This window comes from Variovorax sp. Soil_C_12, assembly GCF_057657375.1.
The window spans coordinates 42,578-62,006 of sequence record NZ_JBDGIO010000017.1 but is presented as its reverse complement, the minus strand read 5'-3'; the positions used below and the strand labels follow the sequence as shown (position 1 = coordinate 62,006).

18 protein-coding genes are annotated in these 19,429 nt (G+C 68.5%); 16 read left to right on the top strand and 2 right to left on the bottom strand.

Annotation, left to right across the window (positions count from 1 at the left end; genetic code table 11):
* Nucleotides 1–27 precede the first annotated feature (27 nt).
* The 10 genes from AC3A6X_RS30900 (at nucleotide 28) to AC3A6X_RS30855 (ending at nucleotide 10,454) form a co-directional block, all read left to right on the top strand.
* Nucleotides 28–1,008, top strand: a complete 981-nt coding sequence (locus tag AC3A6X_RS30900; protein ID WP_487845760.1) for a Bug family tripartite tricarboxylate transporter substrate binding protein — start codon at nucleotides 28–30, stop codon at nucleotides 1,006–1,008.
* Nucleotides 1,009–1,051: 43 nt separating this feature from the next.
* A complete protein-coding gene (locus tag AC3A6X_RS30895; RefSeq protein ID WP_487845759.1) occupies nucleotides 1,052–1,882 on the top strand; it encodes an IclR family transcriptional regulator in 831 nt (276 codons plus the stop codon).
* 295 nt (nucleotides 1,883–2,177) lie between these two features.
* The gene (locus AC3A6X_RS30890) at nucleotides 2,178–2,822 is read left to right on the top strand and encodes a TRAP transporter small permease subunit (protein WP_487845758.1); all 645 of its coding nucleotides are present in this window, start codon (nucleotides 2,178–2,180) and stop codon (nucleotides 2,820–2,822) included.
* Entirely contained in the window at nucleotides 2,819–4,126 is a 1,308-nt protein-coding gene (locus tag AC3A6X_RS30885; RefSeq protein ID WP_487845757.1) for a TRAP transporter large permease, read from the top strand. The genes AC3A6X_RS30890 and AC3A6X_RS30885 overlap by 4 nt, the downstream gene beginning before the upstream one ends.
* Before the next feature lie 23 nt (nucleotides 4,127–4,149).
* Nucleotides 4,150–5,184, top strand: a complete 1,035-nt coding sequence (locus AC3A6X_RS30880) for a TRAP transporter substrate-binding protein (protein ID WP_487845756.1) — start codon at nucleotides 4,150–4,152, stop codon at nucleotides 5,182–5,184.
* A gap of 24 nt (nucleotides 5,185–5,208) precedes the next feature.
* Nucleotides 5,209–6,249, top strand: coding sequence for a TRAP transporter substrate-binding protein (locus AC3A6X_RS30875; protein ID WP_487845755.1), 1,041 nt, complete (start codon nucleotides 5,209–5,211; stop codon nucleotides 6,247–6,249).
* Between the two features lie 7 nt (nucleotides 6,250–6,256).
* A complete protein-coding gene (locus AC3A6X_RS30870) occupies nucleotides 6,257–7,633 on the top strand; it encodes an amidase (RefSeq protein WP_487845754.1) in 1,377 nt (458 codons plus the stop codon).
* Nucleotides 7,634–7,650: 17 nt separating this feature from the next.
* On the top strand, nucleotides 7,651–8,391 hold the full coding sequence (locus AC3A6X_RS30865) for a 2-keto-4-pentenoate hydratase (RefSeq protein WP_487845753.1): 741 nt from the start codon (nucleotides 7,651–7,653) through the stop codon (nucleotides 8,389–8,391).
* Nucleotides 8,392–8,422: 31 nt separating this feature from the next.
* Complete coding sequence (locus tag AC3A6X_RS30860) at nucleotides 8,423–9,193, top strand: fumarylacetoacetate hydrolase family protein (protein WP_487845752.1); 771 nt, start codon at nucleotides 8,423–8,425, stop codon at nucleotides 9,191–9,193.
* 37 nt (nucleotides 9,194–9,230) lie between these two features.
* Nucleotides 9,231–10,454, top strand: coding sequence for a pyridoxal-phosphate-dependent aminotransferase family protein (locus tag AC3A6X_RS30855; RefSeq protein WP_487845751.1), 1,224 nt, complete (start codon nucleotides 9,231–9,233; stop codon nucleotides 10,452–10,454).
* On the opposite strand, the gene AC3A6X_RS30850 is transcribed toward AC3A6X_RS30855, so the two are convergent.
* Nucleotides 10,451–10,627: a hypothetical protein gene (locus tag AC3A6X_RS30850; protein ID WP_487845822.1), complete on the bottom strand. Its 177-nt coding sequence runs from the start codon at nucleotides 10,625–10,627 to the stop codon at nucleotides 10,451–10,453. The genes AC3A6X_RS30855 and AC3A6X_RS30850 overlap by 4 nt on opposite strands.
* Before the next feature lie 657 nt (nucleotides 10,628–11,284).
* Here AC3A6X_RS30850 and AC3A6X_RS30845 point away from each other — a divergent pair.
* From AC3A6X_RS30845 to AC3A6X_RS30820, 6 genes are all read left to right on the top strand, one after another.
* A complete protein-coding gene (locus AC3A6X_RS30845; protein ID WP_487845750.1) occupies nucleotides 11,285–11,914 on the top strand; it encodes a TetR/AcrR family transcriptional regulator in 630 nt (209 codons plus the stop codon).
* On the top strand, nucleotides 11,895–13,592 hold the full coding sequence (locus AC3A6X_RS30840; protein WP_487845749.1) for a PEP-utilizing enzyme: 1,698 nt from the start codon (nucleotides 11,895–11,897) through the stop codon (nucleotides 13,590–13,592). The genes AC3A6X_RS30845 and AC3A6X_RS30840 overlap by 20 nt, the downstream gene beginning before the upstream one ends.
* A 15-nt stretch (nucleotides 13,593–13,607) precedes the next feature.
* Nucleotides 13,608–14,468 (top strand): PEP/pyruvate-binding domain-containing protein, encoded by an 861-nt coding sequence (locus AC3A6X_RS30835; protein WP_487845748.1) that lies wholly within the window; start codon nucleotides 13,608–13,610, stop codon nucleotides 14,466–14,468.
* Nucleotides 14,469–15,466: 998 nt separating this feature from the next.
* Nucleotides 15,467–17,227: a galactose oxidase early set domain-containing protein gene (locus tag AC3A6X_RS30830; RefSeq protein WP_487845747.1), complete on the top strand. Its 1,761-nt coding sequence runs from the start codon at nucleotides 15,467–15,469 to the stop codon at nucleotides 17,225–17,227.
* Between the two features lie 213 nt (nucleotides 17,228–17,440).
* Nucleotides 17,441–17,695 (top strand): hypothetical protein, encoded by a 255-nt coding sequence (locus AC3A6X_RS30825; RefSeq protein ID WP_487845746.1) that lies wholly within the window; start codon nucleotides 17,441–17,443, stop codon nucleotides 17,693–17,695.
* A 123-nt stretch (nucleotides 17,696–17,818) separates the two neighbouring features.
* Nucleotides 17,819–18,217 carry an SCO family protein gene (locus tag AC3A6X_RS30820; RefSeq protein WP_487845745.1) on the top strand — a complete coding sequence of 133 codons (399 nt, stop codon included), beginning with the start codon at nucleotides 17,819–17,821 and terminating at the stop codon, nucleotides 18,215–18,217.
* A 373-nt stretch (nucleotides 18,218–18,590) separates the two neighbouring features.
* Here the strand turns inward: AC3A6X_RS30820 and AC3A6X_RS30815 are convergent, their stop codons facing one another.
* A complete protein-coding gene (locus AC3A6X_RS30815) occupies nucleotides 18,591–19,325 on the bottom strand; it encodes a GntR family transcriptional regulator (protein ID WP_487845744.1) in 735 nt (244 codons plus the stop codon).
* Nucleotides 19,326–19,429 lie beyond the last annotated feature (104 nt).

The following is a 19,429-nucleotide window of genomic DNA, read 5'->3' as shown; positions in this document are numbered from 1 at the left end:
TTCACACGACCACGGAGACTTCGAATCATGCAAAGACGCCAGTTCCTTCAGGCCGCCGGCGCGGCCACCGTCGCCTCGCTGGGCGCGCCAGGCGCGTTCGCGCAGGCCTTGCCGAACACGCCGATCCGCCTCATCGTCGGCTTTCCGCCCGGCGGCGGCGCCGACGCGCTGGCGCGCGTGGTGGCGCAAAAACTCACCGGCCTGTGGAACCAGCAAGTGGTGGTGGAGAACAAGGCCGGCGTATCCGGCACGCTGGCCGCCGAGTACATGCTGCAGCAGCCGGCCGACGGCAGCTCGCTCCTGCTGTCCAACATCAACAGCCACGCGCTCGCACCGGCCGTGCGCAACAACCTGCGCTACCAGGCCGATCGGGATTTCGCGCCCATCGCGCTGCTGGGCGTCACGCCCAACCTGCTGATCACGAGCGCGGGCAATCCGGTGAAGTCGGTGAAGGAGGTCGTCGCGCAGTGCAAGGCCCAGCCCGGCAAGATCAGCTTCGGCTCGGCCGGGCCGGGCACGATCCAGCACTTCGCGATCGAGAAGTTCAAGCTGCAGGCCGGCGTCGACGCGCTGCACGTGCCCTACAAGGGCAGCGGCCCGCTGCTGACCGACCTGATCGGCGGCCAGATCCTCTACACCTTCGAGACCATGACCGCGGCCACCCCGCACGTGAAGAACGGCCGCGTGGTCGCGCTGGCGCAGACGCGCGCCAAGCGCTCGAAGGCCTACCCCGGCGTGCCCACCATGCAGGAGCAGGGCTTCCCCGAATTCGAGACCATGAACTGGTACGGCATCTCCGGCCCGGCGAAGCTGCCGCCGGCGCTGGTGCGCCGGATCAACCAGGACGTCAACGCCGTGCTCGCAATGCCCGACGTGCAGGAGAAGTTCGAGGGCTTCGGCGTCGAGGACGGCGGCGGCACGGTCGAGCGCTACGCCGAGTTCACCCGCACGGAGCTCGCCAAATGGGCGAAGGTGGCCAAGGACGCCAAGGTGTCGATCGACGGCTGAGAAGCCGCATACTCCCTGGCGTGCAATTTGCAAGGCGCACGCCATGACCGCCTCTCCCCGCCGCAGCCCCCGCACCGCCGCCGGCCCGATCACGCGCATCGACCGCGATGGCGACAGCACGGTGCAGTCGCTCACGCGGGCGCTGCAGCTGCTGGAGGTGCTGGCCGAGGACGACGAGGGTTACCGCCTGGTCGACATCGCGGCGCGCAGCGGGCTGTCCTCCTCCACCGCGCACCGCCTGCTCACCACGCTGGAGCAGCGCCAGTTCGTCCAGTTCGACCGCGAGACCAACCTCTGGTATGTGGGCGTGCGCTGCTTCTCGGTCGGCGCCGCCTTCGCGCGCCGGCGCCGCATCGCCCAGCTCGCACTGCCGGTGATGCGCCGCCTGCGCGACAGCAACGGCGAGACCGTCAACCTCGGCATCGCCGACCTCGGCGACATCGTGTTCGTGACCCAGGTGGAAAGCCGCGAGGTGATGCGTGCCATCGGCAAGCCGGGCTTTCGCGCCCCGCTGCACGGCACCGCGATGGGCCAGGCGATCCTGGCCGCGATGGCCGAGGACGACGTGCTGCAATACCTGCGCACCTACGGGCTGCCGAAGCTCACCGCCAACACGATCGCGCGCGCCTCGCGGCTGCACGAGACCCTGGGCGAGGTCCGCCGCGCCGGCTTCGCGATCGACGACGAGCAGAACGCGGTGGGGCTGCGCTGCATCGCCGCGGCGATCCGCGACGAGCATGGGCAGCCGTTCGGCGCGATCTCGCTGGTGGGGCCGACGCAGCGCATCAAGAGCGCCGACTTCGCGCAACTGGGCGCGGCGGTACGTGCTGCGGCGGATGAAATCACGGCCGCTTACGGGGGCCGCCTCAAGTAGCGCGTATTTGCGCTGTATTGCCGCCGAGAACGGATCGGGTCCTTCGGGCGCGCGCCCGGCATGCGGCGCGGACGGGCGTGAGGAACGTGCAGGCGCTGCCCCGGCTTGAAGGTCCGCCCCCAAGGCATCGAGGACCCGGGTGGAACACGCTTCTTCCACCCACGCACAGCGCCAAGCCCTTGATCCACAACGAGTTTTGCGCGCCCTCCCGCTCCGCGGAAAAGTCTGCAACCGTGCCTTCCCCCGCGCTTCAATGCGATTCCCCTTCCCCTCCACAGCATCAGCACCAAAACCCATGAAAACACTGCTCCCCCCGGACTCCGTGAGCCGCGGGCTGACGCGCGTCTGTGACTGGACCGTCATCGCCTGCGGCTGGTGGCTTATCGCCCTCTCCGTCATGACCTGCGTCGAGATGCTCGGCCGCAAGCTCTTCTCCTTCAGCATGCAGGGCATCGACGAGATCGGCTCCTACACCTACGGCATCGTCGGCGCCTTCGGCTTCGCCTACACGCTGATCACGCGCAGCCACACGCGGGTAGACTTCCTGCTCTCGCGCTTTCCGCCGAAGGCGCGCGCGCTGCTCAACCTGCTGGCGATGCTGAGCCTCGCCGCGCTGTCGCTGCTGTGCCTCTGGCGCGGCTGGCACGTGGTGGCCGAGAGCATCGAGCTGCGCAGCACCGCGGCCACGCCACTCGCCACCCCGATGTGGATCCCGCAATCGATCTGGCTGGGCGGCTACCTCATGTTCGCGCTGGTCGCGGGCTGGGCCGCACTCGATGCGCTGCGCCTCTTCCTGAAGGGCCGCACGCAGGAGCTCAACATGCGCTTCGGACCGCAGACCCTCGAGGAAGAGATCGAGGCCGAGACCGACATCCACCTGAAGACCCCGCTGGATTCGAACCCCGGGTGCGCCGCCGTCACCGCAGGAGCCGCATCATGATCGGACCGCTCGAGATCCTGGCCGGCCTCGCCATCATGCTGGGCCTGATGTTCCTGGGCTTCCATGTCGCCACGACCATGCTCGTGGTCGGCCTGCTTGGCGCGCTGATGCACTTCGGCATGCCGGCCATCAACGCCGTCGGCGAGCAGCTCTGGGCTGCCGGCGAGGACTACCTGCTGCTGTCGATCCCGCTGTACATCCTGCTCGGCGAGATCCTGATGCGCGGCGGCGCCACCGACAAGATGTACCAGTCGCTCGGCCAGTGGCTCAACCGCATGCCCGGCGGCCTGCTGCACACCAACATCGGCGCCTCGGCACTGTTCTCCGCCGTGTCGGGCTCGTCGGTCGCGACCGCGGCCACGATTTCCACCGTCGCGCTGCCGGCCTTCAAGAACCGAAAGTACGACCAGCGCATGGTGCTCGGCACCATCGCGGCCGGCGCCAGCTTGGGCAACCTCATCCCGCCGGGCGTGGCCTTCATCATCTACGGCTCGATGACCAACACCTCGGCGGCGCGGCTGTACATGGCCGGCATCCTGCCCGGCGCGATCATGACGGTGCTGTTCCTGCTCACCATTCTCGCGATTTGCGTCTGGCGGCCCTCGACCGCCGGTGCCCGCGAGGCCGGGACCGTGCTGCGCGAAAAGCTGCGCAACTCGGTGCACCTGCTGGGCCCGCTGGCCGTGTTCTCGGTGGTGATGGGCGGCATCTACACCGGCTGGGCCACGGTCACCGAAAGTGCCGCGCTCGGCGTGATCGTCTGCCTGCCGATCGCCGCTGCCTACGGCAAGCTCAACGTCGCGATGCTGCACGAGTGCTTCCGCTCCACCATGCGGCTCACCGCGATGACTGCGCTGATCCTCGTCGCGGCGCTCTACCTGAACTTCGTGCTGTCGATGCTCGGCGTGCCGCAGGCGCTCGCGAGCCTCATCAAGTCCGCCGACGTCTCGCCGATCATGCTGTTGTGGATGCTGGCCGTGATGTACCTCGTGCTCGGCATCGCGCTGGAGACCATGCCGATGCTGGTCGGCACGTTGCCGGTGGTGTTCCCCATCATCCAGGCGGCCGGTATCGACCCGGTGTTCTTCGGCGTCTTTATGGTGCTGATGTGCGAGATCTCGCTGATCAGCCCGCCGATCGGTATGACGCTCTACGTGATCCAGGGCGTGCGCGGCGAAGGCTCGATCAACGACGTGTTCCAGGGCACCCTGCCCTTCTTCGCCGCCATGATCGTGATGACCGCGATCCTGATCCACACCCCCTCGATCGCCACCTACCTGCCGAACCTGATGTTCGGCAAATGACAGTCCCTCTCCCGAAAGATCCCATGAAGCTCCGACTCGCCCTCGTGGCGGCCGCGCTCGTCTGCGCGCTGCCGGTCCATGCCCAGAACACGAAGCTGCGCGTCGCCGGCAGCTTGGTCTCCGGAGGCCTGATCCAGCAGAACAAGGAACGGCCCTTTTTCGAGAACTTCGCGAAGAACACCGGCCTGCCCGTCGACATGGACTACAAGCCGATGGACGTGCTCGGCGTGAAGGATGCCGACGGCCTGCGCATCGTCAAGTCGGGCCTGTTCGACATCGTGACGCTGCGCCTGGCGCAGGTGTCGCGCGACGACCCTGTCCTGCTCGGCCCCGACATCGTAGGCCTGTCGACCGACTACGACACCGCACGCAAGGTGGTTGACGCTTATCGCGGCAATTTCGACAGGCGCCTGCAGGAACGCCACAACGCCAAGCTGCTCGGCACCTACCCCTTCGGGCCGCAGATCCTGTTCTGCAAGACGCCGATCGCGGGCCTGGCCGAGCTCAAGGGCAAGAAGGTGCGCGTGAGCGACCAGTCGCTCGCGAAGTTCATCGAGAAGCTCGACGGCATCCCGGTCGCGCTGGCCTTCAACGAGACGCAGCAGGCGCTCGAGCGCGGCGTCACCGACTGCGCCATCACCGGCCCGAGTTCGGCCAACTCGGCCGGCTGGCCGGAGGTGGCGACGCACGTGATGCCGATCGGCTTCCAGATCCACCTGGTTGCCTACGCGATCAACCTGAAGAAGTGGAACGCGCTGCCGCCCGCCCAGCAGCAAAAGATGAGCGAAGCCTTCGCCGGCTTCGAGACCGAGGCCTGGGCCTACTCGCGGGCACTGTGGGATGACGCCTCGCGCTGCAACGTCGGCCAGGAGCCCTGCAAGTTCGGCAAGAAGTACGCGATGAAGGAAGTGCCGGTGAAGCCAGCCGACCAGAAGCTCGTGCGCGACGCGGTCGGCGCGGTCTCGCTGCCGCTGTGGGCCGAGGTCTGCGACAAGTCCTACGACAAGTGCTCCGCGACCTGGAAGCAGGCGATCGGTCCGCTGGTCGGAATCCACTGAAACCATTCTTGAAGGAGTGATGCCATGAAACTGAAGTTCGTCCTGCCCCTGCTGGCCGCCACCCTCGCACTGGCCCTGCCGGCCCGCGCCGAGAATCCCAAGCTGCGCGTCGCCGGCAACCTGGTCGCCACCGGGCTGATCCAGCAAACCAAGGAACAGCCCTTCTTCGAGAACTTCGCGAAGAACACCGGGGTGCCCATCGACGCCGACTACAAGCCGATGGACGTGCTGGGCGTGAAGGACGCCGACGGCCTGCGCGTGCTGAAGTCGGGCCTCTTCGACATCGTCACGCTGCGCCTGGCGCAGGTCTCGCGCGACGAGCCCTTCTTCCTCGGCCCCGACATCGTCGGCCTGTCGACCGACTACGAGGTCGCGCGCAAGGTGGTCGACGCCTACCGCGACGCCTTCGACAAGCGCCTGCAGGAGCGCCATGGCGGCAAGCTGCTGGGCATCTATCCCTTCGGCCCGCAGGTGGTGTTCTGCAAGGTGGCAATCGGCGGGCTCGCGGACCTGAAGGGCAAGAAGGTGCGCGTGTACGACCAGTCGCTCGCGAAGTTCATCGAGAAGCTCGGCGGCATCCCGGTGACGATCCCCTTCGGCGAGACGCAGCAGGCGCTGGAACGCGGCGTGACCGACTGCGCCATCACCGGCCCGAGCTCGGCCAACTCGGCCGGCTGGCCCGAGGTCACGACGCACTTCATGCCGATCGGCTTCCAGATCGCACTCAACGCCTATGCGATCAACCTCCAGAAGTGGAACGCACTGCCGGCCGACCAGAAGACGAAGCTCACCGAGGCCTTCAGGAAGTTCGAGACCGAGGTGTGGGCCTATTCCAAGGAGCTGTTCGACGACGCCTCGCGCTGCAATGTCGGCAAGGAGCCGTGCAAGACGGTGAAGAAGTTCGCGCTGAAGGATGTCCCGGTCAAGCCGGGCGACCAGCAGATGATCCGCGATGCGCTGACCACGGTTTCGCTGCCGATCTGGAGCGAGCTCTGCGACAAGTCCTACGACAAGTGCTCGGCCACGTGGAAGCAGGTGGTCGGCCCGGTCGTCGGTCTCAAGTAAGCGGGTGATGAAACCGCTCTGGCAACTCACGGCAACGCAGCTCGCGGCCGGCTTTCGCGACGCTGCGTTCACGCCGACGCAGGCCCTCGAGGCCTGCCTGGCGCGCAGCGCCGAGGTCAACCCGCGGCTCAACGCGCTGATCGCGCTGGATGCCGAGGGCGCGACGCACGCCGCCGAGCAGAGCAGCGCACGCTGGCGTGCCGGCTGCGCGCTCGGCGCGCTCGACGGCGTGCCCGTCACCATCAAGGACAACCTGCACGTGCGCGGCCTGCCCACGCATTGGGGCAGCCGGGCGCTCGCCGGCCTTGTGGCCGAGCGCGACGAGTTGCCGGTGGCGAAGCTGCGCGATGCCGGCGCGGTGATCTTCGGCAAGACCAACGTGCCCGAGTTCACCATGCAGGGCTACACCGGCAACCCGGTCTTCGGCGCGACGGGCAATCCCTGGAACCCGGCGCTGACGCCCGGCGGCTCCTCGGGCGGCGCGGTCGCGCTGGTCGCGGCGGGCGGATGCCCGATCGCGCTCGGCACGGATGGCGGCGGCTCGATCCGGCGGCCCGCCTCGCACACCAACCTGGTCGGGCTCAAGCCTTCGCGCGGCCGCGTGCCGCGCGCAGGCGGACTGCCACCGGTCTTTCTCGACTTCGAGGTCGCGGGACCGCTGGCGCGCTGCGTGGACGACGTGGCCGCGGTGCTGCAGGTGATCGGGTGCGGTGCCGTGCCTGCCTCAGCGGCGGCGCCTGCGCGCATCCTCTACATCCCGCACTTCGGCGATCACCCGGTCGATCCGGCGATCGCGGCGCTCACCGGCGTCGCGGCGCGCCAGCTCGCCGCGCTGGGCCATGAAGTCACGACGGCCGATCGCTTCGACACGGCGGAGCCGGTCAACCAGCGCTGGCCGCTGCTGTCGCAGGTCGGGCTGGCGTGGCTGGTCGCGCATCCGCAGGCGCTGTCGGCGACGCGGCCCTTCGATCCGGCCTCGTTCGGGCCCGCCATGCAAGCCAACGCAGCGGCCGGCGGCGACGCATCGGCGCTCGCGCTGTTCGACCTCCTGTTCGAAGTCGAACGGCTGCGCGCCGAGCTCGCCCGCCTGTTCGAGCGCTACGACTTCCTGTTGACCCCGGCAGCCGCAGCGCTGCCCTGGCCGGCCGGCGAAACGCATCCGACCCGGATCGGCGGCCGCGAGGTCGGTCCGCGCGGGCACGCCGTCTTCGCCGGCTTCGTCAACGCGGCCGGCCTGCCGGCGATCGCGCTGCCCTGCGGCTTCGCCCAGGGCCTTCCGGTCGGCCTGCAACTGGTGGCGCGCGAAGGTGGCGACGACGCGCTGCTCGCCCTGGCCCGCGCCTTCGAGCGAGCCCACCCGTGGCAGCGCTTTCCCGAGCTGTGACGCAGGCAGCGGCTACCGTGACGCCGGCGACCGCTGCGCGCGCGCTGTTCGTGGCGCGGCGCGATGGCCGGCGCGTGCCTTCGGCGCTGGTGCAGCCCGCGGACCATCGCGAGGCCTACGCCATCCAGGACGCGACCCTGGCCGCCATCGGCAGCGTCGGCGGCTGGAAGGTCGGCGCGCGCGCCGGCCAGGAGCCGACCTGCGCGCCGCTGCCGGCCGAGGGGCTGCTGCCCGACGGCGCGTTGCTGAGCGGGCCCGCTTGGCGGCTGCGCGGCATCGAGGTCGAGGTGGGCTTCCAGCTCGGCATCGACCTGCCGCCGCGCGCGGTGCCCTACACCCGGGACGACCTGGCCTTTGCCGTGCAGGCGGTGCTGCCAGTGATCGAAGTGGTGGAGACCCGCCTGGCCGACTGGCTCGGCGCCGGCGCCCAGGCGCAGCTGGCCGATCTCCTGAGCCACGGTGCGCTGGTGCTGGGCCGGCGCCAGCCCTTCGAGCCGGTGTGGTTCGACCTGGCGAGGGTCGAGGCCGTGCTTCGCTTCGGCGAGCAGATCGTGGCCCACACCGTGGGCGAGCATCCGAGCCCGGACGCCGGCACCCTGCTCGAGTGGCTGGCCAACCATTGCGCGGCGCGCGGCGCCGGGCTCAAGGCGGGCCAGGTCATCACCAGCGGCTCGTGCACCGGCATGCTGTTCGCGTCCCAGGGCACGGACGTGCACGTCCAGATCGGGGGACTCGCGCCCTTGCGCATGTCGTTCTAGGCTCCCCCACTCGAACACCAGAGGAAATGAAATGAAGCTCTCGAACATCGATGCCGTGGCCGCTGCGCTGGTGCGCGCGCGCCGCGATCACATGCCGGCCGACGCGGCCCTGCTGGCTGCCGCGCTCACGGATGCGGCCGATGCCTACGCGGTGCAGCTGCGCGTGGCCGGCGAACTCGGCTGGTTCGAAGGCGCGTCGCCGCGCCACTGGAAATCGGGCGGCGCCTCGCGCGACGCGGTGCTGACGCATGCGCCGCTGCCGTCGGCCGGCGTCTGGACCAGTCCGGCCCGAAGCGGCGCCTGGCCCTTTCACCTGCGCGGCATCGAAGCCGAAGTGGCCTTGCGGCTGGCGCGCGATGTGGACGCCACGCTCGCCGCCACGCTGGATGCGGACAACGCGCGCACGCTGGTCGATGCGATGGCCGTCTCGATCGAGCTCGTCGACTCGCGCTGGCGCGAAGCGCTGGAAGCGCCCGCGCTGTGCAAGCTGGCCGACCTGCAATCGCATGGTGCGCTGGTGCTCGGCGACTGGAGGCCGTTCGAGGCGCGCGACTGGCGCGCGCAAACCTGCCGCGTGCGGATCGGCGCACAGGCGCCGGTGGAGCGGCACGGTAGCCATCCGCTCGGCGACCCCGCCTTCCTGTTGCCGGCCTGGCTGCGCCATGCCACGCGCGAAGGCGCGACGCTGGCGGCGGGCACCGTCGTGACCACCGGCACCTGGGTGGGCATTCTTCACGCGGCCGAGGGCGACCTCGTCACGGCCGAGTTCCCGGGCATCGGACAGGCGTCCGTGCAGTTGTAGACCCCAGAAATTGCGCAACAGCGAAAGAAGGAGACCCATGATCGCTCTCGACAACCATCCCAGCGGCCGCCACTTCCTGCAAATCCCGGGCCCCAGCCCGGTGCCGGACCGCATCCTGCGCGCCATCAGCCTGCCGACCATCGATCATCGCGGCCCCGAGTTCGCGACGCTCGGCAAGAAGGTCATCGCCGGCCTGCAGCAGGTGTTCCAGACGCAGCATCCGGTGGTCATCTACCCGGCGTCAGGCACCGGTGCCTGGGAGGCTGCGCTCGCCAACGTGATGAGCCCCGGCAACGCGGTGCTGATGTACGAAACGGGCCACTTCGCGACGCTGTGGCAGCGCATGGCGCAGCGCCTCGGCCTGGAGCCTGAGTTCATCGGCCTGCCCGGCGTCGATGACACAGGTTTGCCGCGCAGCTGGCGCCACGGCGTGCAGGCCGATCTGATAGAGGCGCGTCTGCGCAAGGACACCGAGAGGAAGATCAAGGCCGTGTGCGTGGTGCACAACGAGACCTCCACAGGCGTCACCTCGGACATCGCAGCAGTGCGCCGCGCCATCGATGCGGCCAATCATCCCGCGCTGCTCATGGTCGACACCATCTCGGGCCTTGCGAGCGCCGATTTCCGCCATGACGAATGGGGCGTCGACGTGACCGTCAGCGGTTCGCAAAAGGGCTTGATGCTGCCGCCCGGCATCAGCTTCAACGCCCTGTCGCCCAAGGCCGTCGAGGCAAGCAAGTCGGCGCGCCTGCCCAAGGCCTTCTGGGCCTGGGACGAAATTGTCGAGATGAACCGGGGCGGCTACTGGCCCTACACGCCGAGCACGAACCTGCTCTACGGTCTCAGCGAGGCGCTCGACATGGTGCTCGGACAGGGACTACCGGTCGTGTTCGCACGCCACCAGCGCTGGGGCGCAGGTGTGCGCGCCGCGGTACATGCCTGGGGCCTGCCAACGCAATGCGCGGACGAGCGCGTCCACTCGCCGGTGCTCACCGGCGTCATCACACCGCAAGGCGTGGATGCCGATTCGCTGCGCCGGCTGATCCACGAACGCTTCGATCTCTCGCTTGGCGCGGGACTCGGCAAGCTCAAGGGTCGCATGTTCCGCATCGGCCACCTGGGCGACTGCAACGACCTGACGCTGATGGCCGCGCTGACGGGGGTTGAGATGGGCCTGAAGCTCGCAGGCGTGCCACTGGCCGCCAGCGGCGTTGCGGCGGCCATGGATTTCTTCGCGGCGACACCGCAACCAAAAGTCTAGCAAGCTCCTCGCTTCTGGAGAACACCGCCTCGAACGACGATCGCGGTGTGCTCGTGGTGCGGGCATGCGGGCATGCCGGGCGCATAGTAGAGCGCGATGATGAGGCAGGTGAGCGAGCACAGCTCGCGCATGTACTTGCCGAGATAGGGGTTCCGGGCGACTTCAGCAATCAGCGTGTGGAACTCGTCCGACAGCCGAATGATGGCCCGGCGGTCATTGCGCGTGCGCGCCTCGGATTCGCCGCAGTGGGACGGCGCAAAGCTCGCGCATCAGTGCCGGCTCTAGCACGCGGCGCGCGTTGAACACCTGCGCCAAGGCTTGCCAAGGCTTGGGCATCAAGCACAGCTTCACCAGGCCGTGCCGGCCCTCGTGATGACGTGATGAAGGATTGCGCGACGCCCGTGCCTGCAGAGGCTGCGTTGCACCTGGAAGGAGCCGACTTTCCGCTTCGTGAGGAAGGCGTCAAGGAGGCGCTTGCTGAAATGCATTGAGGGACGATTGGCGAACGGCGGCGGCGACGCCGCCGGTTCAGCCGGTTCTCCTTTCTTCGACCGCAATGCACATGCAAGCCGACGCTGAAAATGACGCCTCGTACGACGGCTCATGGCCGACTGTAGCCTGTCGCCGGGCCGCGGCTCCGAGCCCCTTGCGGTCCATGTCGCGGCTAACGGGCTGGCACGCGCACGGCGCAGGGCCGCGGGATTAGTCGCGATGCAGCGTAGAGATTCACGATTCTCAATCGGCTTTGCCACGGCATCATGGGGTGCGCAATTGGCGACATGCCAGCGTGCCTTCTTGACACGATAAAGTGACATGAATATTCTGCTGTCATGAGCACGACCACGTATGAAAGCCCGCTCCGCGCAGAACAGATGGAGCAGACGCGCCTTCGGATACTGGAGGCGACGGCAGATGTGCTGGCGGACGAGGAGGTCAACGAGGTCACCGTTCCGCTTGTCGCCGTGCGCGCCCGCGTGTCGGTCCGTACCGTCTACCGGCACTTTCCGACCAAGGAGGCGCTCTTCGACGAGTTCGGTGAATGGGCGGAGGAGCACCTCCGGGTCGTCCTCCTTTCCTACCCAGACACGCTCGAGGGCGTCCGCGAGATGGCGCCTGCGCTCTATCGCATGTACGACGAGCGAGCGCCGCTGATCCGCGCCCTCCTATCCAAGCGCGGACAGGAGATCCGGGCCCGCACGCGGCGCCGGCGACTGGCGACGTTCGAGAAGGCGATGCGGGAGGTCACCCACGGGCTCGGCCCGGCCGAGCGCCAACGCGCCCTTGGGGTGATCTACCTGCTCGTGAGCGCGCCCGCCTGGCAGGCGATGCGCGACCAGTGGGGCCTCGAGGGCCAGGAGGCGGGCAAGGCCGCCGCCTGGGCCGTACGCGTGCTGACGGACGAACTTCGCCGCAATCCGGCAAGCATGAAGGAGGTTGGCAATGATGACACTCGTCGCTGAGCAAAACTTCGCCCCACCTGGTCCGGGATCGTGGTTCCTCGACCCGACTCACTGGACGCGGCCGGTGACCCGCTTCCACGCGGAGATCTTTCCCGACGCGTTCCAGCGCGGCTTCGGCGAAAGCCTCCGCCGCTACGGATCGTTGCTCGAGTACCTGGAGGCGGGCTTCGTCAACGGGTTCCCGTACTACTGCGCACGTCCGGTCGGCGCGCCAAGGCAGGCAGTCGGTCACCCTCCGAAAGAGGTGTGGGACGAGCTCGCGCGCAGTCACCCAATGATTCGGCACCGACTCGAGACGAGCGCGACCGTGTTCGAGCGCAAGCTCTGGCGTGAGGACCTCGAGCGCTGGGACCGGGAGGTGAAGCCCGCGGCGATCCGGGCTCACCTCGCGCTGCTCGCGGTTGACCCGGCGGCGCTCGACACGCCTGCGCTCCTCGCATACATCGATCGCTGCCGCGAGAACCAGATTCATGGCGCGTACATCCATCACCTCTTCAACGTGCCGGCGCTCCTGCCTGTGGGCGACTTCCTCGTGCACGCGCAGGAGTGGACAGGCCGCTCGCCGGCCCAGTTACTCGGTCTCCTCCAGGGTGCGAACCCCGACCCGCTCGGTGCAGACGAGGAGCTCGAGCGACTGGTCGGCGCGCTCCGACTGGATACGGCGGCGACGGCCTTGCTCACGTCGGCCGGAGAGCCGGGTGAGGTGGTCGCCGCGCTTCGCTCGCTGCCCGGCGACACGGGCCGGCTCGCTTCGGCATACGTCGATCGTGTCGCCTACCGGCCGGTAAATGGCGAGGACGTGGGCGACCCGTCGGTGTACGAGCTTCCCGAGTTGATCGTCGGAGCGATCCGCACAGCATTCGATCGCCTCGAGACTCCACCGGCGAACGACCTGGACCGGAAGACCTCTGAGTTGCGCGACGCAGTGCCCGCTCGGCATCGCGATGCCTTCGACGCGCTGCTCGAGGAGGCTCGGGCGACCTACCGGCTACGCGACGAGCGGGGCATCTACGCCGACCTCTGGGCGATCGGGATTATGCGGCGCGCGATCCTGGCGGCCGGCCGCCGGCTTACGGCGGCGGGGCGCCTCGTTGATCCGGGCCATCTCGTCGAGGCTGGCTACGCGGAGCTGCGAAGCCTCGTCGAGTCCGGCGACGGCCCATCGGGAGAGGAACTGGCCGAGCGTGCGCGCTACCGGCTCAAGGCGCGCTACGCGGATGCGCCGGCGTTTCTCGGCGGCGAGCCGGGCGATCCGCTGCCGCCCGAGTGGCTGCCGCCCTCGGCGGCAAGGCTGGAGCGCGCGATCGGTGCAGCCGTGCAGGCGATCTTTGCCGCGCCGAAGCCACGCACCGAGGAGCGAAAGGTTCACGGTCTCGGCGTCAGCCCGGGCGTGTACGAGGGCACCGCACGGGTGATTCGCGGCACCGAGGAGTTTGGCCGCATCGAGCGGGGCGACATCCTCGTCACGAACTCCACGACGACGGCATTCAACATCGTGCTGCCGCTCCTCGGCGCGATCGTGACCGACCGGGGCGGGCTGCTCTCGCATGCCGCGATCGTCGCGCGCGAGTACGGGCTGCCAGCAGTCGTCGGGTGCACCGATGCGACCTCCGTGCTCCTGGACGGTGCGAGGATCACCGTCGATGGCACCGCGGGCGAGGTCGAGCTCGTCGCATGACGGAAGCAGGCGACGATGAAACCGGCAGCACTTACCGAGGAGCTCGAGGAAAGCCTGTTTGGCGGCAAGGCCGCGCAGCTGGCCGCGGCCACGCGTGCGGGCCTGCCCGTTCCCGCGGGTGTCGCGCTTCCGTACGGGTTCGTGGATGCACTCGCTGCCGACGAACGCGACGCGAGGCAGCGGCTGGCTGCAGTCTTTCGCACGCTCGGCGCCCCGCTCGTGGCGCGCTCGTCCGCAGTGGGTGAGGACTCCGAGCAGGCGAGCTTCGCAGGACAGCATCTGACGCAGCTGAACCTGCGCTCCGAGCCCGAACTCGTTGACGCCGTGTCCGCCATCTGGCGCTCGGCGCGCTCGCCTTCAGCGTTCGCGTACCGCGAGCGCCTTCGGCTGCCCCGCGAGCCGAGAATGGCCGTCGTCGTACAGGAACTCGTCGATGCGGACTCCGCCGGCGTGCTCTTCAGCCGTAACCCCGTCAACGGGTCGGACGAGCTCGTGATCGAGGCGGCCTGGGGGCTCGGGGAGTCGGTCGTTGCCGGTCTCGTCATCCCAGATCGGTTCCGCTTGAGGCGTGACGGTGCCGTCGCCGAGCGAATCGCGGGACTGAAGGACGTCGCCATACGCACCGACCCGGAAGGCGGCACAAGCAGCACACACGTTTCCGATGGGCTCACCCGCGTGCTCTGCCTCGACGATGCACAGCTCGCCGCGCTTCATGCGCTCGCGCTCCGCTGCGACGAGGTGTTTGGCGGGAGCCACGACATCGAGTGGGCGTTCGCCGGCGGCCGGCTCTACCTCCTGCAGCGGCGAGCGCTCACGGCGATCCTAAGTCCAGCTGCAGGCGACCACACGGACGAGCACGTGCGCTTGCCTGACTAGCGACCCGAAACGACCGGCCGCTGTTGGCCGACTGTAGTCGAAGCCACCACAACGTTGGCGATGTACGCCACCTCGCGCCCTCGTTTGAAGATTTCCTCGTCCGATGACTTTGCCAAGACCTGCCTTGAGGCCAGATTGAGCGACCGACCGGAAGGTCCGGTCATGGCCGGGACTGCCTGTTCCCGAGGCGCGCTGACAGCTGCCATTGGACAACCAGGTCATTACCCAGAAGGGCCGTGTCCGGCTGCGAACTCACAGTCGCGGCCATCCGCAGACGTCCGCGCCATAGGTCGTAAATGTCTGCTTCGGCTGCAAGCAGTCGTAGGTTAACCGCTGTCCGTCGTGCAGAACAACTACACGGGGTCGGCAGGCCGACCTTGGTGAGCACGCAGGACGGTCAGGGCTGCTGCGCCCGAATTGATCCGAGTTGGGCGAGACCGAGGGGCCATAGACGTCGAAAGCTCGGAGCATCAGGGTCATTCGACTTGGACCCGAGGGCCTTCTGCACGTTCGAGAAGGTGTCACCGACATGGGCATCGCGGCGCTCGTCGCCGACCTTCGCATCAGCAGCCTTGATCAATTGCGGCGCCGTTGACCTCGCCGGTTCGGGCGACGGCTACTGAAGGATGACCTGACTGGCTTGCCTGCTGGGAACATGCGGCAGCGGTGACCGCCAGCCCCACGTTGCGGCTGAGACTGACTTTCGGCGATCTCGAGCTCCCGGATGAGTGGGCACCGCGGCGGCAGGCCCGACGACTTGTTCGGTTGTATCGCGCGCGGCCGAGGTCTAAGCTTCTCACCGGCAATGACGACTGAAAGGATGAGCGATGAGAAACGTTCCATCCATGCGAGCCTTCCGTGGACTCGGCTCCGCGTGGCTCGCACTCCTGGTTGCGTGCGGCGGTGGCAGCAGCGGCGGCGACGGGAGCGGCGCGCAGGGCAACGCTGCCGCTCCTGCAGGCAAGGTGCAAGGGGCAACGGCTTCTGCAGCCAAGCCGATGGCATCCGCGGAACCGGGCGCGGCCCTGATCAGCCCGGCGCCGGGCAGCAAGCTGTCCGGCCGCACGGCGACCTTCGTCTGGTCCGATCGGGGCGCCAGTGAATACGGCCTCACCATCGAGTCGCCCCCTGGGGCCCCGCCCCTGCACGACATCGTGACGACTTCCACCTCGCTGAGCGTGCACGATCTGCCGGCCGACGGCGCCGAGATCGTGGTGCGGCTCAGGTCCCGCGTCGACGGGGAATGGTTGGCTGCCAATGCGTACGGCTTCACGGCCGCTGGCTATACCGCGGCGCAGTCCACCGCCGCAAGCAAGCCTTGGTCCGACCCCATTCCCTTGCCGCTGGTGCCCGCCTCGGCCGCCCATCTGCCGGACGGCAGGCTGCTGTTGTGGGCAGGGCGTTCGCCCTACGATTTTTCCAAGAGCAGCTGGCACGCCTGGACCTTCACCTCAGTGTTCGATCCGGCGACGCAAGCGGCCGGCGGCCTCTCGATCACGGCCACCGCCCACCAGATGTTCTGTCCCGGGCTCAGCATGCTGGCCGACGGCAGCATCCTGGTCAGCGGCGGCAGCAATGCGACGCGGACATCGCTGTACAACCCGGCGCTGGGACGCTGGGCGGTCGGCGCCCAGCTCGGGATCGCGCGCGCCTACAACGCCAGCACGATCTTGTCCGATGGCTCCGTGTTCACGGTCGGCGGTTCGTTCGACGGCGGACAGGGCGGCAAGTCGGGTGAGCTGTGGTCCGCCAGCACCCGGACCTGGCGCACGCTGGCCGGCGTGCCGTCCGACATGCCGAGCGCGGCCAATGCCTCTGACCCCCCGCTGAACGGCCCCGACGCGGCCGGGGTGTACCGCGGCGACAACCACATGTGGCTGTTCGGCGCGGCCGACGGCTGGGTGTTCCACGCGGGGCCCGCCGCCGCGATGCATTGGATCGATACGCGCGGCAGCGGTGCCATCGTGCAGGCCGGCCCGCGCGGCGACGACCCCTACGCCATGACCGCCAGCGCCGTGATGTACGACACGGGCAAGATCCTCAAGCTCGGCGGCGCCCCCAACCACGACAGCGGCGTCGCCTTCAACACGGCCTACGTTATCGACATCCTTGCCGGCCCGCCGAATGCGCCCGCCGTGCGCAAGGTGGCGCCAATGGCATACGGCCGCACCTTCGTCAACAGCGTGGTGCTGCCCAACGGCGAGGTCGTCGTGATCGGCGGCCAGACGCAGCCCTTGATTTTTTCCGATGCGTACAGCGTGCTGGCGGCCGAGCTCTGGAGCCCGGCGACCGAGAGCTTCGTCACCCTGCCGCCGATGCAGAAGCCGCGCAACTACCACAGCGTGGCCTTGTTGCTGATGGACGGCCGCGTGCTGTCGGGCGGCGGCGGCCTGTGCGGCTGCAGCGGCGACCACCCGGATGCGGAAATCTATACGCCGCCCTATCTGCTGGCACCCGACGGCTCGCCCGCTCCGCGCCCGGCCATCGCGGCCGCGCCGGCCACGGCCACCTGGGGCAGCCAGATCAGCGTGCAGACCGACCGGGCGGTGGAACACTTCGCGCTGGTGCGCATGAGCTCCGTCACCCATTCGGTGAACACCGACCAACGTCGCATTCCGCTCTCCTTCAGCGGCGCGGAGGGCACCTACCAGTTGAGCATTCCGGTCGAGCGCGGAGTCGTGCTGCCGGGCAACTACATGCTGTTCGCACTGGACGCCAAGGGCGTGCCGAGTGTGGCGCGCACGCTCAACATCCAGTAATGACCCGGCACGCTCGCAAGCCGGGACTGACGATGGCGCTGGGGCTCGCAATGGCGCTGACAGGGCGCGCCGGGTTCGGATGGCAAGAGCCTTCCGTGACGCCCTCGGTGTCGCGCGGCGCGCGCCTGTTCGACGGCACCGAGCCGCTCGCCGGCACGCTGTCCGGCCACAGCGCGCCCTTGCCCGCCGCAGCTACGCGTTGCAGCCAGCGCCATGCCGGCCCGGGTGCGCCCGCTGAAACGGGTTCTTCCTTCGCTCCGCCGCTCGATCGGCGCCAGCTGCGCGAAGCCCGGCCGCGCCCGGGGCGGTCCGCCCGTGGCCTACGAAGCGGCGACCTTCTGCCGCACCTTGCGCACCGGCGTCGATCCGGCCCATGCCGTACTGCCGCGCGCGATGCCGCGCTTCGAGGTCGACGATGTCCAATGCGCGGCCCTGTGGGACTACATGACGCAGGAGGTCCGCAGTTGAACGCGCGCCCGCTTCATGCCCGGCATCGGCCGGCGCCGCCGGGTCGGCGGCGCCTGCTGACGGCGGGCGCGTTGGCCTTGCTGGGGATGCCCGCGACCGGCCGCGCCGCCGTCGGCGTGGGCCGTGGCGGCCCCGGCGTTGCCGCTGCGACGCCACGACGGCGCCGCGCGCACGCTGGCGGCGCAGTTGCGCGGAGCCGTCACCGCCGTCCAGTTGATGTTCACCGGCTGCAGCACCGTCTGCCCAATCCAGGGCGCCTTGTTCGCAGCGCTGCAGGTTGCCATGGCGGCCGAGCTCGGTACGACGCTGCGCCTGCTGTCGCTCAGTATCGACCCGCTGGCGGACGACCCCGCTGCCCTCAGTGCCTGGTTGCGACGCTTCGGCGCAGGTCCTGCATGGAGCGCGGCCGCGCTCGCACTCGCGCTCGAGCGAGGCGACCCAGGCGCGGGCGTGCTGGGCTTCGTTGACGGCCTGCGCGTTGAGGGTGGAGAGCCCCCAGCGGCTCTCGAACCACAGCGTTAGATAAACCGCGCGCGGGGCGTTGCCGCTGGCCGCGTAGCGCTGCAGAGTGCGCAGGCTCACGCTCAGATGGTGGGCGATCTTCTTGCGCGGCTCGGTTTGGTCGGCGAGCAGATAGGCCAGGAGCGGCAGCCGTGCGAACGAGGGCGCGAGGAATGGCATGGCAAAGCTCCAGCGAGGTGCGGCGAAGGCCGGCGGCGCCGACCCCGCAATGCCATGTCAGTTTTTGTCGCGATGAGGTAGCGCCCTTTTCTGGCCTGCCGTGCGGGCTTTTCAGGCGGGATCGGGCCATTGAACATACCAGGCGCTCGAGCAAAAATCCATGGGAGCCAAGTTGACGTGTCGCGTTCTTCCTCGCTTCGCCATGAGCGAGGCGCTACGCGCCTGCTGTACTCGTTTTCATCGAACCTGATTGGTTTGACCCTAGCATTGCATCGAGAACACGCGCCCTGGAGCGCTCGATGTGCTCGCTGATGGCTTGGATTGCCTTGTCCTCATGGCGCGCCCTGAGCGCGGCGATGAAAGCCAGGTGTTCCTCCATCGCGGGAACGATGCGCATCGGGCGAACCAGGCCGGCGTCGAGGCGTATGAGCCTCACGTGCAAACTGTTCACCCGGTAGATCTCGGACAGGATCTCGTTGCCGATGCTGTCGACCATCGTGTCGTGCAGGCCCCAATCCACCGTCTGCGCGTCTGCGTCGAGCGTCAGATCGGGCTGGGCCGAACGGGCGCGCTCGAGAATCGCCAGGTGTTGCTCTTCGATGCGAGCCAGATCTTCGTCTGATGCCGAACGCAGGAAGTGGCGTACTGCCTCCCTCTCAACCATGCTGCGCACCTGAAATGCGTTGCGGATCAGCTTCAGGTCCACTGGCGCGATCTGCAGGCCCCGCTTTGGCACGGTCACGATCAGCCGGGCGGCCTCCAGCCGGGGAATCATTTCACGGATAGCGCCCAGGGGCAGGTCGAGCAGGCGGGTGAGTTCGCGCTGCGACACGAACTGCCCCGGGCGAATATTTGCGCTCAGGATCTGCCGCCGGAAGCTCTCGTAGGCCAGGGTGCGCTGCGACACGGCAGGTGACGCAGGCGCGGGCTTTTTCTTCGTCGCTTTCATCAGGATCCTTCCCGGCGAATGGGTCGCTCGGATGAGGTACGACTTTACGCCAGGACGGGCCGCGCGGCAGCTGACACATTAGAAGAAACCCGCTGGGCTCCACA